Genomic DNA, 14709 nt, shown 5'->3' on the forward strand with positions numbered 1-14709 from the left:
TATAATTCGTTTCTGAGTTTAATGACTAAACCACCCTTTAACCAATTCTAAGGTACTTTCAATTCATGTTTAATCAGTTTGATCTAGATGATGAACTCGTTGCTGGCACACAAAAAGCCGGTTTCAAAAAACCAACATCCATTCAACAGTTGGTCTTGCCCGAAGCGATGGCAGGCAAAGATGTGTTGGCGTCTGCGCCAACAGGTACCGGCAAAACAGCATCGTTTATCTTACCTTGTGCCCAGCATTTATTGGATTATCCAAGAACGAAACCAGGGTTTCCTCGGGTTCTTATCTTAGCGCCAACACGCGAATTAGCGACCCAAATCTTTGAGCAAGCACAATTACTGACCGAGTTAACCAAGATTAAAATTGGTCTCATAACCGGTGGGGTTAACTACGGCTCACATAAAGAGATATTAACCCAAACGACCGATATGCTAATTGCCACACCGGGTCGATTACTTGAATACATAGAAAACGAACAATTTGATGCCAGAGACATCGAAATTCTGGTATTAGATGAAGCTGACCGGATGCTTGATATGGGCTTTTCAGACAACATAAACCGTATCGCTGGTGAAGCAAGATGGCGTAAACAAACGCTGTTATTCTCAGCAACTTTAGCCGGTGCGGGTATTATTCGATTCTCAAAAGACATTCTCAATGATCCGGTATTTTTAGAATCAGATCCGTCGCGCAAAGAAAAAGCCAAAACTCATCAATGGATTCATTTAGCCGACGATCGTCAACATAAATTGGCGTTATTAGTTAATATCTTAAAGCAGGAACAGGTTAAGCGCGCTATCGTCTTTGCGAATAAACGAGAAACCGTGCAATCCTTGGCAGGGTTGTTACAAAGTCAAGACTTACCAAATGCCTGGCTTGAAGGCGAAATGCCACAAGATAAGCGCAACAAAGCGGTTGAACGAGTAAAAGATGGCGCAGTAAATATTTTGGTCGCAACCGATGTTGCTGCTCGTGGTTTAGATATTGACGATGTCACTCATGTGATTAATTTTGATATGCCACGAAAAGCCGATATTTACGTACACCGTATTGGCCGTACTGGACGTGCGGGTAAAAAAGGCACTGCGATTTCATTAGTTGAAGCTCATGATATGGCATCGGTGGCGAAAATAGAACGCTACATTGATGAACGCTTAAGTCGTCGCGTTATTGACGAGTTACGCCCTCAAAACAAAGAGGCGCGTGTCCCCGTTAAGAAGAATAAAACCAAAAGCACCAAGAAAAATGCGGGTTTAACTAAGAAACAACGCATCGCTCGAAAAGCAAAACGTGCTAAAAAATCTAAGAAGAAAGCGGATAAATAAAATATTTCTGCACCAATCTTTGCATAACAAAAAGGACCTGAATAAGGTCCTTTTTTAATGCCGATGACAACGAGAAAGCCTTTTACGGGGTATTGTAAAACCTTCCTAGAAGATCAATCTTGTCTTTGACTGGCGCCAACATCTTTTGTGCTTAATCTAGCAGAGCAAAAGTGCACCAAAAGGTTAAGGCTAAATTAAGCGACTAATTAAGCCACTTTAGTTTAGAGCTTAAAACAATTTTGACACATCGCCTGCTGGTTGATAACCAGGAATAGATATGCCATTGCTAAGGTATAAAAATGGCGTTCCTGTTAAACCAATTTCTCGACCTGCATCATAGCCACGTTTAATGGCGTCGGTACATGTATTAGGGTAATTTTCCTGGCTGTATTTCGACTCATCGCCACCGCTTTTAATAAAGGTCAATGCTTCTTGTCTATCATCAGCACACCATATTTGTGCGGTTTTAGTAAAGCCTTTGGCTTTTTGATTAAAGTAACCGCTACGTGGGTATGGGATATATTTTACTTCGACACCGTTTTCTAAATATTCATTAATTTCATTATGAAGTCGTTGACAGTAACCACATGTCGGATCAGTGAACACGTAAAGGCTACCTTTTACATCCCCTTGCGGTTTATAAGAGATAAAATCATCGTTAGAAAGCTTTGATATTGCCGCACTGGCTTTTTTCGCCATAAGGCCTGAGCGAGCTTGGGCAGATAAGTTAACCATTTCTTCTAAGTTGAAAACATCACCGATAACAGCATATTTGGCATCTTTATCTAATATTAGGTTTTGCCCATCAATATTCACTTCATAAAAACCCGATAATGAGCTTGGGGTATCAATTTTTCTAATAACTTGAATATTTCGAACTTTAGAAAGATTGGGGTTGCTTTTAATTGCCTGTTTAACCGAATCAAACTCGGATTGAGAGTCGTTTGCATTACTAACAAAAGCCGTGGCCATAAGTGCGACAGCCGCAAATTTAATTGCTTTTTTCATTCTAGGTATACCTCATTATTTCTTTTTAAAGCGTTTACTTGCGTATCCACTTATCATTTTCACTTTCTAACTTAGACAATATTACTGCCCCATCTATTCAACATAGCAGATAAAACCAGTCCGTAGAGCTATTTTATTTTTAAGTCTATTATTTAAAACAAACAATTAATTAAGATACGTTGTTGAATTTAGTCTAGACACTGCCAGAGGAGTATGACGAAATGAGGCTGATTTTTCTAGTAAAGATTCTTTCGTTGATATCTAGATGAGATAAATTATGGCGCAGGAGAACTTGACGTGTTAAAAAATAATTGAACTATCAACTGGATGGTTCGCGCCAAGAAAGACTTTAAGACTCGCCCCATTCATATACATCAATTGCTTTTCTAGCTTCAGCAATGGTGCAATTGGCCATGATAACCAGTTCGTTTACACTAATTTGAGGGTTGCGTCGAACCAAATTCAGTAATTCAGTTTGGGTGAAATTACCTTTGTTTTTTTCCAGTAACGGAATAAGCCATTGCCAACTGGCCTCGTCGGATTGGTGGATCTTTTCAATGATCTCACTCATTTGCTCGCGCGTTGCCGACAATCGCCAATTACGAGAACGCCCAATTCGAGACAATTCACAGCCAGAGCTACGAATTAATGCCTTTAACTCAAAGGCTCTTAATGCGCGACGTAAAAAGGAAGGCAATAAAATATGACAAACGCTCGCCACAAAATCCTCTCTCTAGCGATAAAAACCTTAGTATATCAAGCAACATATAAACAAAACAAGGTAGGATACGTTAGCCAATGAGAGTGCAATAATTCGACAAAATGCTCTTGCCAAGTTTGGTTACCAGAGTCGAAAAAACTCTATCCACGCAAAGAGTGCAAACAACAAAAACAACATGCCACTGACCCTATGCAATGTGTTGGTCGATATTTTTGTCAACAATTTTTGTCCGGCAAAAACTCCAAGAGCGGTTGTTAATGCCAATGCCAAAGTCGATGTTAGCCAAATGGTCATCGGAGGCTGAGTAATGCTTAAAGTCGCTATGGCCAACTGTGTTTTATCACCAAGTTCTGCGACAAAAATAAGCAGTAAAGCACTGAAAAAAATGCCTTTCGTTACTTTCGCTTTAACGTCTTCATCACCCTCTTCGCTACTTAATAAACTATGCAAACCAAAAACAGTAAAAAGTAATGCCGCTACCGCCGTAATAACATTCATCGGTAACACAGTGGCCAAAGTTCCCGCAAAAACAACCGCTATCGCATTTAACAACATAAACGCCAATAAAGCCCCAAAAAATACCGGTTTAGGCTTATGCTTAGCCGCTAGGGTCATACAAACAAGCTGACTCTTATCGCCCATTTCGGCCAAAAAAATCAATAAAAAGGAAAGTACTGCCGACATATATTTAACAATTACAACGAAGGTAGGTTAAGCGGCATCGTCTGGGATACCATGCATTTGAAAACACTTAACGAGTAAATCTTCTTCAGATTCAACGTATTCGGGATCAGGCTTAATACAATCGATAGGGCACGCAATCACACATTGTGGCTTATCATAATGACCAACACACTCAGTACATTTATTGGGATCAATTTCATAAATTTCATCACCCAAAGAGATTGCAGTGTTTGGACACTCAGGATCGCACATATCACAATTGATGCAAGTGGCTAAAATTTTTAATGCCATTTATCGGACTTCTCTTAATGTAAACGCATGCTTTTATCGTGATAAACACTATCACGACACAAGCCGACAATTAAACCTAATTTTAATGAAACATAAAGCTAACAAGGGCATTATTGTAACAGATCAAAAAGACAAAACAGTAACACAAATTTTGAAATTGAAATTTTATGTAACACGTTAATATCGTTAAATCTAAAAAAATTTAAAAACAAAGTGCAACCAGCGTTAAAATTTAAAATCCCTCATATGCTATTTTAACGGCTAAAAAAACAAGCTCTTTAGTTGTCACACCCAAGAGCTTATTATGGCTTTAACGATTTATTGAGCTTAACTTATTGCTCTTCTATTTCTTGTTTCTTTTTTTTCAATTCTTTTTCAAGTTTCTGTTTTTCTTTACCCGCTTCTTTCGCTTTTTTGTTGGCTTCTTTGTCTAAATCCTTTTCTTCTTTACGCCATTCTTTGTCCAACTTGTCTTGTTCTTTTCGATACTCCCTATCGTACTCGCCACTTTCTTTGCGTGCCTCACGCTCTGCACGGGCTTTTTCTTTACGATATTCTTTATCGTATTTCCGTTTTTCCTTGCTCGCTTCGCGTTGCGATTTTGTTTTTTCTTTTTGATAGTCTTTATTGTATTTATCTTTTTCTTTTTGAGCCTTGCGCTTTGCGTCGGCTTTTTCATCTCTAAATTCTTTGTTGTACTCTTCCTTTTCTTTAATCGCTTCTCGTTTAGCCTTAGCATTTTCTCTGTTTAATTTTTTTTCTGCTTCACGCTTGGCTTTTTCTACTTCTTGTTTACTCTCTTGGGACGCCATACTTGAGCTTGCAAAGGCCTGCGAGGGCGCGGAGTAAAAATTAAAACCAAAAGCCAAAATAATTAATAGGTACGCTATTTTCATATTGATCCACCATTTACCAATGAAAAGAAATTTATCGTTACGTCTAACAGCATAGGACAATATAGGCTAATTAACATACCCGCTCCGGAAAAACACAAAGCGAGATAGAGCTGACTTTGGGGTTAGGTTGTAAAAGCAAGGTTTAGAATTTAATGTTAGGCAGGTTTTTGGTGTTGTTGGCAAAAGTCAATAAAGTCATTGATGGTCATCGGTTTGGCAAAATAGTAACCTTGAAAATGTGTAAAACCTAAAGACACTAGTTGCTTCAATTCGGCTTCTGTTTCAACCCCTTCAACCACGGAGTCTAACTGCAACGACTCAAACAAAGTAAAAATAGACAGCAAAACATTATACCCACTTGAGCAAAGCACTTGCGAAGTTAAAGATCGATCGACCTTAGCGCAGTGATACTTTTCGTCTAAAAGGTAGTTAATCGACGCATACCCCGACCCAAAATCATCAATGCTAACCCGACAACCAAGGGCTTTTATCGCATCAAGTGCGAGGTCTTGGTTGTGAAATTGAGCTTCTTCGGTGATTTCTAACTCAACTTGATGTGGCCTTACTTTATTAACGATGAGTTGTTGTTTTAAATAACTGACAAAACGCTCCACATCAACCAACTGCCGTGGTGAAACATTAATGGAAACAACAAAGTCATCGTTATGATCAACATTCAGTCGTTGAAAGTTTGCCAATGCTTGCCGAATTACCCATTCTCCGGCGGAAACCATTAAGCCAGATTGCTCCATTATAGGGATAAATATATTAGGCCCAATTGGCTGGCCATTAGGATGCCATCGCAATAACGTTTCTGCCCCATAAAAACGCTGATTAACGACATCATATTTAGGTTGGAACACCAATGAAAAATCAAGATAGTCTTGTCGAGAGCTTTGGCTTAATTTCTTTTGCAGACCTCGCCTTGTCGAGACCGTTTGACTTAACGCTTGATCAAGTTCAAAGATATTATTTTCTGCGGTAAACTCCGGACCGTAAAGGACAAAGGATAAATCAGAGGTTAGCGGTTTAAATTTTGGTTTATGGTTTATCAGACAAGGAGACCAGACAAACTTTAACCACAGCACTTGAGTGCTGGCGCCTGGATAGATGGCTTGATTAAAAGCATGTTGAATATCACTGCTAAATATTGTCAATTGCTTTGATGTAAGGGGGTGTCCTTCAATTAATAAGGCGTAATTATTTCCCCCTAAATAATATACATACACCTGGTCTGGCCCAATCACTTGGTTGATAACATCGCTAAACACCGCCGCTTTTTGCTGTAACTTTTGTTGACTCAGTAAATCGCCATGAAAGTTATGCCCTTTGATGTTGATATAACAAATTCGGCTGCCATGGGTATTGTGCTGATAATCTTGTTCTAACTTTTTAAAGTTGGGTAGCTGAGTCACAAAGTCTAATAACGATAACCTTTGGTAGTACTCTTTACGCCGGTAAAAATAATACACAATAGCCGTTGTGAGAATCACAAACACCACAATTGTCGATATCGCATAAACCCTGCGTTGCTGCATAGCAAAGGCTTCTTTATCTTTGCGCCTCGCTTCTCGTTCGTTAGATAAAACTTGATTTCGTCGCAAGGCATTTTTGGCCGCTTGTTGTGCTACCACTTTATTTTGATAGAGCAATACTTGGGTAGCATTTGACAATACATCGTTGGCTTCATTTATTCGACCTTGAGCCTCTATTAAACGGGCGTATGTTTTAAGTATTCCAGCGCTATTGGCTGATAAACTGTCCGCGGGGTTTAATTTATCCAAGTCAAAATTAGCCAAACGAAAGTGTTTCATAATAGAGCGTTCAATGGCTTGCAAAGCTTTATTGGTATTGCCTAATTGTTCATAATATAAAGCCAAATATTGGAATATATTCGCCGCATGCTCTCTTTCGACACGCGAAAAATAGGGCTGAAGTTGGTCGTAATGACGTTTAAACGCCGGCCAATCTCGTTGACTATATGAGAGAAAACTCTGCCAATATAACCACTTAGCTTTGTAATAAGGTGACATAAGTGGCAGGCTTTCGCCATTACTTAGGTATGAAAGGATTTGCTTATTAACCTGTATCGCGAGCTCCTCCTCGCCGAATTCCCATAAGGTTTGTGAAAAATCAACCCCCAATAAGGCGGTGTTATTAAAATCTTTGTTTAAAAAAATTTTTGCAATCGCTTTTTGAAACTCTTGGTATCCTTGTTCGGTATTTCCTGACTGGACATAGGTTCTGGCCAAAATACTTTGAGCAAAAATCGCACTTAAATGATTTTCTGGCTGAGTTGCGATGATATGATTAAGCAGCTCGATTGCCTGATCTGTCAAGTTAAGCTTTAAATAGGCGGTTGCCAAACTGTTTTGCAGACCGCTGATGTAGTGCTCTGTATACGCACTTTTCCCCTTGGCATTTTCACAGGCTTCAATGCCTTTTTTACTCCATTGATAAATGCCAAAGTAACGCTGCTCTGTATACAAATGGACTAGATGCTCTTCAAGAATGAAAAGGTATAATTCAACCAAGGCATTTGAGTCATTGGGAGCGATTAAATTTAGGGCTTCTTCATATATCAGTTTGGTATTATCAGATTGTATCTTAAAACTTAATCGACCTAAGTGATAAAGCACATAAGCCGTATGATAACGCCCTAAGCGCTGCTCTGAATTCAAAATTTGTTGATACAACGCCATAACATCGGGGTCAAACTTTAGGCTGTATTCTGTCCCGACAGTTTCAGGGTTTTGTTGCTGAGAGGTGTCGTATAAGAGTTGTTTATCTAGGTTTTGTATTTTTTCAAGTAGGTCATTTTTTAGAATCAGTGCGCTTTTAGACAACTTAGGGGAGATTTTCGCTTCAAGCTCCGGGGCGATAAATTCTTTACTCAAAGGCGCGGTCATGATGCTGAGATAGCATAAAACAGTTAGTAAAATAGACTCTATACGCATAAATTAATGGTTAAAGCTTAATTTGAAGTTAAATGAGAACGGCTTTATTTAAAAAGTACTATCTTAACATTAGTTGAAAAAACCCTTCGCGCATTGTTTTACAATGATTTTTGTCCTTTATGGTGCTTGGTTACGTTATTGACAATATGTAGTTACGCACAATGGCACCCTAAAGTTTTCTCTGCTATCTTCTGCAAAAGGCTTCGCTGTAGAGCGGACTTAAGATAACAAAAAACCGCTCATTGAGCGGTTTTTTACTGCAGATCTTTATCTTGTCATTAAGCTTGGTTTTGCGCAAAAGGATGGCGGGTGTTTTCACCTTCATTTAGATATCGCATAATAATGCCATATTCTAAATCAAGCTCTGTATCTAACTTGATTTGCACAATATGCCCTGAGCCTTTAGCGTCGGTGACTTCTTCACCTTTACGGTTTTGCATGTACTCAAGTACGAAGCTTAAATTACCTTGTGGTGTCATCAATTCAATAGCATCACCGGTTAAGAATTTATTCTTAACTTCAATTTCAATTAAACCGTCTTCTGTACGACCTATCACTTCACCCACAAATTGTTGTGAGTCAGATTTTGAGTAGCCGTACTCATAATTTTGTAACTGATCATGACGGTGACGCGCTAAAAAGCCTTCGGTGTAACCGCGACTGGCAAGATGCTCAAGGTTGTCTTTTAATTTTTCATTAAACGACTTACCGGCAAGCGCGTCATTAATTGCCTGCTTATAAATTTGGGCGGTTCGAGCACAGTAATAGAACGACTTAGTTCGGCCTTCAATTTTTAATGAATGCACCCCCATTTTGACCAAACGCTCTACGTGCTCAATTGCCCGCAAATCTTTTGAGTTCATGATATAGGTACCATGCTCATCTTCAAATGCCGGCATGTATTCACCAGGACGACCTTGTTCTTGTAATAAGAATATTTCGTCTGTTGGTGGTTGTTCAATCACTTTTTGCTCTGGTGTCCAAATTTCTGCATTTTGTTCAGGCATTGCAATTTGTGGTTCAACCGCAATCACATCGCCATGTTCGTCTTCTTTCGCTTCATGAGCATTATAAGACCAACGACAAGCATTGGTGCAAGTCCCTTGGTTTGGATCGCGTTTATTGATATAACCCGACAATAAACAACGGCCAGAGTACGCCATGCAAAGCGCACCATGAACGAAAACTTCAATTTCCATTTCAGGTACACGCATACGAATTTCTTCAATTTCATCAAGCGACAATTCACGCGACAAAATAACCCGCTCTACCCCCTGCTGATGCCAAAACTTAACGGTTGCCCAGTTTACAGCATTCGCTTGTACCGACAAATGAATTGGCATATGCGGATACGCTTCACGAACCATCATGATCAAACCAGGATCACTCATAATAAGCGCATCGGGTTTCATCGCGATAACGGGCTCAATATCTTTTAAATAGGTTTTTAATTTGGAATTATGTGGGGCGATGTTACTCACCACATACAGTTTTTTCCCAAGCGCATGCGCTTCATTAATACCAATTTCAAGATTGGCTAAATTAAATTCATTATTACGAACCCGTAAGCTATAGCGAGGCTGTCCCGCATAAACGGCATCGGCGCCATAAGCAAATGCATAGCGCATATTTTTAAGGCTACCAGCTGGTGATAATAATTCTGGGGTAAACTGTGTCATACCAACCCTATTTTTTTGGAATTTGAAAAGTGCGCTATTTTAATCGGCTAAAGCCGATGGCGCAAGACACACACGGTTAACAAGCGTGTTAATTTGTAACTAAGATAAGGACAGGTGTTGCCAGTCCATGCTAAGACTGGCAACCAAACGAGTAAGAGCTAAACACTACTCTTCTAGGTAGGCATTGGTAGCGAGATCAAATTGCGCTAATAAATCATCAATAAAACGATTTATCTCACCGGTCATTAAGGTAAAGTCGGCGTCAATTTTAACCATCATATCGTCTTTTGGGATATCTTCATTTTGTTCATACACACTGTCGTGAAACTTCAAACGTTTGATACTTAAATCATCACATAACACACAAGATAAAGTTTGATCCCAATCGAAAGCGATTTTAACCACTTGTTTGTCGGTATTTAAGTGAGCCAAAATTTCATCTGACAATAAATCTTGGTTTTTACAACGAATAATAGCGCCGTCATCGCCCATCGCTTTAAGTTCACCTTCAAAGCCAATAGTGTAACGTTCTGGTAATGTTTGTTCTAATAACCAATTGGTCATCGTGGTTTCGGCACCAGCATCAGGGGTAAAACTGGTCACAGGTAAAGAGCCTAAACATTTACGCAACAGGGCTAAAAAGTCTTCGGCTTTCGCACGTGAACTTGAATTAACCACGATAATGTTTTTCTCAGGGCAAATATACCCTTGGGTGTCGTTAATACGAGAAAAGGCGCGAGGTAACAACGCAAATGTAATGTCTTCTTTAAATTGCTCTTTTTCTTTTTTCGTCGCTTTACGACTTTGCTCATGCTCAAGTTGTTCGACCTTCTCATCTAAGGCTTCTTTCACCACTGACGCAGGAAGAATTTTTTCTTCTTTACGAGCCGATAACAAATAACAACCATTGGCATGGTGTAATAGGCGTTCGCCATGTTTACCTAACGCTGTTGACCAGCCAAAACGTGACAGTTCGGTTTGACCACAAGGAGCAAACACATGTTCTTGTAGTGCTTTTTCAAGCTCTTCTTCAGTGTGAGTAAAAGGACGGGTAAAAGCGAAAATATATAAATTTTTAAACCACATGGGGCGTACTTCCTTATTAAGGCGCTACATTTAAAACTCTAGCGGTAGATAAAATGGTTAGATGAGCGAACTAGATCAGGCTATCGCTCACATTCAAGATTTGTTTTCATCATTAATGGCATCATGATAACCAAAATACCGCTTGGGAGTATATCTATTTTTAGGATAAACCTTGAGGAAAAGGCTAAATAATGGGGTTTTATTGCCACCATCATTATGGTGGTAATAAACTGAGTATTACGATTGTTTGCTAACGTTACACCCTGTTATTACCCTAGTTCTTCGGGGATAGCAACAGCGTCTTCAAGATGAAATAAAATACTAAAGTTACTGCCTTGCCCAAATACGCTTTCAATATGAAGATGAGCGCGATGATTTTGCGCCACATGTTTAACAATGGACAAACCAAGTCCGGTGCCCCCGGTATCTCTAGAACGAGATTTGTCGACCCGATAGAAGCGCTCAGATAAGCGCTCGATATCATTGGGTAAAATACCGCATCCATCATCCGACACGTTAAAGACACAATGCTTGTCATCTTTGTACCAACTTAGATGAATTTTACCACCCGGTTCCGTGTAATTCATTGCATTAACCAATAAATTTGTACAAGCACTTTTAAGCTCAGAGGCCACTCCCCAAATCCCGAGATTGGAGTCTATATCACTGCTGATTTGGTGTTGTTTTTCTTTATTAAGCCATTGTGCATCTTGTAAGAGTACATATAAAATTTCTGGCATATCAATAGGACTGCGAAGATCTTCATCGCTGGAGCTTGACACTTCCACTTTAGATAACACCAGCAACTGTTCAACAAGCCTGTCCATTCGGGAAACCTGCTCTTCAATTTGCTTAAAAGAGTACGACCAATGTTTGGGCAAATTAACATCTTCTTGTACCATTTCAACATAGCCTCGAACAACGGTTAATGGTGTTTTAAGTTCGTGTGATACATTCGCGACAAAATCTCGGCGCATTCTTTCAAGGCGCTTCGATTGGCTGACATCTCGAGCCAGCAATAAATACTGTTTATCGCCATAGGTCATAAACCTAAGCTCTAACTGTTGATTGTCATTATCAGGCGCCAATATTGAGCAAGGTTCTGTAAAGTCATTTTTATTGAGGTATTTGGTCAGTTGTGGCGAGCGAATTAAATTATTTATACGCTGACCTGAATCCATTGGCCAGCGAATCCCCAATAATCGACGAGCCTTTTTGTTTGCCCATCGGATCGCAAAATCAAGGTCTAATACAATGGCGGCATCAGGAAGTGCTTCGGCGCCATCTCTAAATTGTCGAACCTGATACCCCAGCTTTTTTTGTTTTTTACGGTAGCTTTTAATACGGCGATAAATACCGTCATAAACATGGCCCCAAACACCGGTAGATTCGGGCGGATGCAGTAATTTTTTATGCCATAACCAGTTAATCAAACCAATTAAATGGCGATAAGTCCAAAGTAATGTTAAGCCAAGTGAAATGCACAATACCAACCAAACATGGCCGACCCAAAAACCAATAAGCAAACTGGCCAATATGATAAGCAATCGTTTGGTTATAAATTGCTTTAACGAAAAGCGATATATCATACAGCGTTATTACCTAATGAGTTCAATTGGTTGAAAAACGGTAACCAGCGCCGCGAACAGTTTGTACAAACCCTTCATGCCCTTTACCCGTAATTGATTTTCTTAAGCGCCTAATATGTACATCAACCGTTCGATCTTCGACGTATACGTTAGTCCCCCAGACATTATCCAGCAATTGTTCTCGTGAGTACACACGTTCAGGATGCGTCATAAAAAAATGTAATAATTTAAATTCGGTTGGCCCTAAATCAATGGGCTCATCATTGATAGTGACCCGATGAGAAACGGGATCAAGAGTGAGACCTTCAAATTCTATTTTTTCTTCTAAGGCAGTCGGTGAAACCCGACGAATTACCGCTTTTATCCTTGCAACTAACTCTTTAGGAGAAAACGGTTTTGTCACATAGTCATCAACACCGATATCAAGGCCTCGAACTTTGTCATCTTCGTCTGTGCGAGCAGAAAGCATAATAATGGGGATTTTACGAGTATATCTTTCTTGCTTAATGTGTTTAGCAATTTGCAAACCACTTCCACCTGGTAGCATCCAATCTAACAGCACCAAGTCTGGCAATGGGTCTTTTAAATGCGCCATCGCTTCTGAATAATCTTTCGCTTCAATCGTATTAAAGCCATTTTGCTCTAATACAAACACAATCATCTCACGAATTGGAGCTTCGTCTTCGACGACAAGAATTTGGCGTTCCATAATTCAATTCCTGACAAAAATACGCAATGTATCGTATTTTGCCTTGGTTTCATGACACTTTTATGACATTTTTCAAAAAGGGTCATGTTAAATTCACATTATCTAACACTATGCAAATGCACTAGGCTTGTCAAAGACTTGGCAGTGACCTAGGTAACACTTTAGACAAAAAAGCCACGCCTTAGTGGCGTGGCTTTATCAACATCAAAACACATTAAAATTTGTATTCAATACCCGTTGAAATAAAGCTGCTGTCTTCTTCACCGGTTACTGATTTGTCATTGTCAAACGACGTAGCCCACGCAAATACTTTTGCATTTTTCGCTAATTTGTAATCTAAACCTAATGAATAAGCGACGTAGTCGGCTTTATCACCAAAGTCTTGTTCTGCCGTTTGCACTTGACCTTTTACCGTAACCTTGTCGATTTTGTATGCACCAGACACCAAGAAACCTTTGGTTTCATCACCCGAGCTAACTTTTTCATGCTGATGGGCAATGAAACCTAACATAAGATCACCAACTTTGGTGGCTGCGTTAAAACGCATTGCATCTTCGCCGTCAACGTCATTATCTAAAGCAATTGAGGCATACCAGTTAGATTTTTTAAGGCCTTTGTCACCGTAGAATACGGCCGCAGAAATACCTGCATCACCATCTTGGTCTTTATCACCTTCGGCAACATAAGTAATACCAGCCGAAAAATCATTATACACAGGGCTAACATACGTTAGTGTTTCACCCATACGGTTTTCACCTTTCCAAAGGTTTTTAATATCACCTTCGTAGTCACTGAATAAATCGATTTTACCTTGTGATTGCTTAAGCATGGTGTCGTTTCGACCAAACAATACTTTACCAAAATCACCTTTTAAACCAACATATTGGTTACGACCTTTGATGTTGTCATTTGAGTCATCTGACATTTCAACCTGTACTTCTGCTTTATAAACAACGCTTAAATCATCGTTTACTTTAAGCGCACCGTCTACGCCTACACGTGAAGCATTTGACTTGATTTCAGTTTCAGACTCTCCACCTTCATCAGAAAACTGCAGGCCAACGTTTGCTTTACCGTAAAAATTAATTTCGTCTGATGCTAAAACTGGTGCCGAAACCGCTGCCACTAATGCTAGCGTTAGTGTTGATTTAACTAAGTTCATAATGTCTATATCCTGATATATGAATTAAATATGTATAAATTAAATTGGCTGTATTTTGGCACTAGTTTATGACAGTTTTGTGACATAAGGACAATAAAACAAGAGAATTTTTTGCAAATAGTTGCGTTAAAAAAATTTCAGTCGAATGATTGTTCAATAAAAACATTTGAGAACGACCCTAAACAGCTAACTGATTCATTTTTATGCAGATATGTTGTGGCGGTTATTTATAGCGTCTAACGACAGAACCGATTTTTTTACATTTTAAATCACAATAGTGAGCAACAATAGGTCGGTATATTGTTTTCTTATGCCATGATGTTTTAAATTTCAGCTTAAGTTTAATCGCATTTAACCTATGTTGATTGCTCTATGATATTTGGCTTAATTTTTTTAATTGACCAAAGCGATTTCTTAAACGTTTACAATCTATCAAAAGACAGCAAAGCCGATAGATAATTCAACGGGATTGGCCGTTTTACGTTTTTAGAGTCGGAAGAAATAAAACGGCCAACGTCATAAATCTGTCATAAAAAAGCCCTATGATGAAACCATCAAAACAAATAATTTATTCAATTAAAAGACGATTCACG

The 14709-nt window shown here is 39.2% G+C and carries 12 protein-coding genes; 1 reads left to right on the forward strand and 11 read right to left on the reverse strand.

Going from position 1 to position 14709, the window contains the following annotated elements:
* Positions 1-65: 65 nt before the first annotated feature.
* A complete protein-coding gene (gene srmB / locus ACAY00_RS10195) occupies positions 66-1334 on the forward strand; it encodes an ATP-dependent RNA helicase SrmB (RefSeq protein ID WP_371373072.1) in 1269 nt (422 codons plus the stop codon).
* Between the two features lie 228 nt (positions 1335-1562).
* On the opposite strand, the gene ACAY00_RS10200 is transcribed toward srmB, so the two are convergent.
* The 11 genes from ACAY00_RS10200 to ACAY00_RS10250 all read right to left on the reverse strand — a co-directional run bounded on the left by ACAY00_RS10200 (position 1563) and on the right by ACAY00_RS10250 (position 14116).
* Positions 1563-2342 carry a DsbC family protein gene (locus ACAY00_RS10200; RefSeq protein WP_371373074.1) on the reverse strand — a complete coding sequence of 260 codons (780 nt, stop codon included), beginning with the start codon at positions 2340-2342 and terminating at the stop codon, positions 1563-1565.
* Positions 2343-2691: 349 nt separating this feature from the next.
* Positions 2692-3063 carry a ribosome recycling factor family protein gene (locus ACAY00_RS10205; RefSeq protein WP_371373076.1) on the reverse strand — a complete coding sequence of 124 codons (372 nt, stop codon included), beginning with the start codon at positions 3061-3063 and terminating at the stop codon, positions 2692-2694.
* A gap of 120 nt (positions 3064-3183) precedes the next feature.
* Positions 3184-3747: a TMEM165/GDT1 family protein gene (locus ACAY00_RS10210; protein ID WP_371373078.1), complete on the reverse strand. Its 564-nt coding sequence runs from the start codon at positions 3745-3747 to the stop codon at positions 3184-3186.
* A 27-nt stretch (positions 3748-3774) separates the two neighbouring features.
* Entirely contained in the window at positions 3775-4038 is a 264-nt protein-coding gene (locus ACAY00_RS10215) for a YfhL family 4Fe-4S dicluster ferredoxin (RefSeq protein WP_371373080.1), read from the reverse strand.
* A 332-nt stretch (positions 4039-4370) separates the two neighbouring features.
* Positions 4371-4934: a hypothetical protein gene (locus ACAY00_RS10220; protein WP_371373082.1), complete on the reverse strand. Its 564-nt coding sequence runs from the start codon at positions 4932-4934 to the stop codon at positions 4371-4373.
* 155 nt (positions 4935-5089) lie between these two features.
* Positions 5090-7831 carry an EAL domain-containing protein gene (locus tag ACAY00_RS10225; protein WP_371373084.1) on the reverse strand — a complete coding sequence of 914 codons (2742 nt, stop codon included), beginning with the start codon at positions 7829-7831 and terminating at the stop codon, positions 5090-5092.
* Between the two features lie 338 nt (positions 7832-8169).
* A complete protein-coding gene (yegQ, locus tag ACAY00_RS10230; protein ID WP_371373086.1) occupies positions 8170-9570 on the reverse strand; it encodes a tRNA 5-hydroxyuridine modification protein YegQ in 1401 nt (466 codons plus the stop codon).
* Between the two features lie 165 nt (positions 9571-9735).
* Positions 9736-10656, reverse strand: coding sequence for a recombination-associated protein RdgC (gene rdgC / locus ACAY00_RS10235; RefSeq protein WP_371373088.1), 921 nt, complete (start codon positions 10654-10656; stop codon positions 9736-9738).
* Positions 10657-10925: 269 nt separating this feature from the next.
* Complete coding sequence (gene phoR, locus ACAY00_RS10240; RefSeq protein ID WP_371373090.1) at positions 10926-12245, reverse strand: phosphate regulon sensor histidine kinase PhoR; 1320 nt, start codon at positions 12243-12245, stop codon at positions 10926-10928.
* 22 nt (positions 12246-12267) lie between these two features.
* The gene (gene phoB, locus ACAY00_RS10245; RefSeq protein ID WP_371373092.1) at positions 12268-12954 is read right to left on the reverse strand and encodes a phosphate regulon transcriptional regulator PhoB; all 687 of its coding nucleotides are present in this window, start codon (positions 12952-12954) and stop codon (positions 12268-12270) included.
* Positions 12955-13168: 214 nt separating this feature from the next.
* Entirely contained in the window at positions 13169-14116 is a 948-nt protein-coding gene (locus ACAY00_RS10250; RefSeq protein WP_371373094.1) for a porin, read from the reverse strand.
* Positions 14117-14709: the final 593 nt, after the last annotated feature.

Source organism: Thalassotalea sp. 273M-4 (genome assembly GCF_041410465.1).
Lineage (GTDB): Bacteria > Pseudomonadota > Gammaproteobacteria > Enterobacterales > Alteromonadaceae > Thalassotalea_A > Thalassotalea_A aquiviva.

Bases quoted from the DNA above. Each gene is read 5' to 3' on its own strand.
- phoB (WP_371373092.1), bottom strand. From the start codon at position 12,954: ATGGAACGCCAAATTCTTGTCGTCGAAGACGAAGCTCCAATTCGTGAG.
- ACAY00_RS10220 (WP_371373082.1), bottom strand. From the start codon at position 4,934: ATGAAAATAGCGTACCTATTAATTATTTTGGCTTTTGGTTTTAATTTT.
- ACAY00_RS10200 (WP_371373074.1), bottom strand. From the start codon at position 2,342: ATGAAAAAAGCAATTAAATTTGCGGCTGTCGCACTTATGGCCACGGCT.
- phoR (WP_371373090.1), bottom strand. From the start codon at position 12,245: ATGATATATCGCTTTTCGTTAAAGCAATTTATAACCAAACGATTGCTT.
- ACAY00_RS10210 (WP_371373078.1), bottom strand. From the start codon at position 3,747: ATGTCGGCAGTACTTTCCTTTTTATTGATTTTTTTGGCCGAAATGGGC.
- ACAY00_RS10215 (WP_371373080.1), bottom strand. From the start codon at position 4,038: ATGGCATTAAAAATTTTAGCCACTTGCATCAATTGTGATATGTGCGAT.
- yegQ (WP_371373086.1), bottom strand. From the start codon at position 9,570: ATGACACAGTTTACCCCAGAATTATTATCACCAGCTGGTAGCCTTAAA.
- ACAY00_RS10250 (WP_371373094.1), bottom strand. From the start codon at position 14,116: ATGAACTTAGTTAAATCAACACTAACGCTAGCATTAGTGGCAGCGGTT.
- srmB (WP_371373072.1), top strand. From the start codon at position 66: ATGTTTAATCAGTTTGATCTAGATGATGAACTCGTTGCTGGCACACAA.
- rdgC (WP_371373088.1), bottom strand. From the start codon at position 10,656: ATGTGGTTTAAAAATTTATATATTTTCGCTTTTACCCGTCCTTTTACT.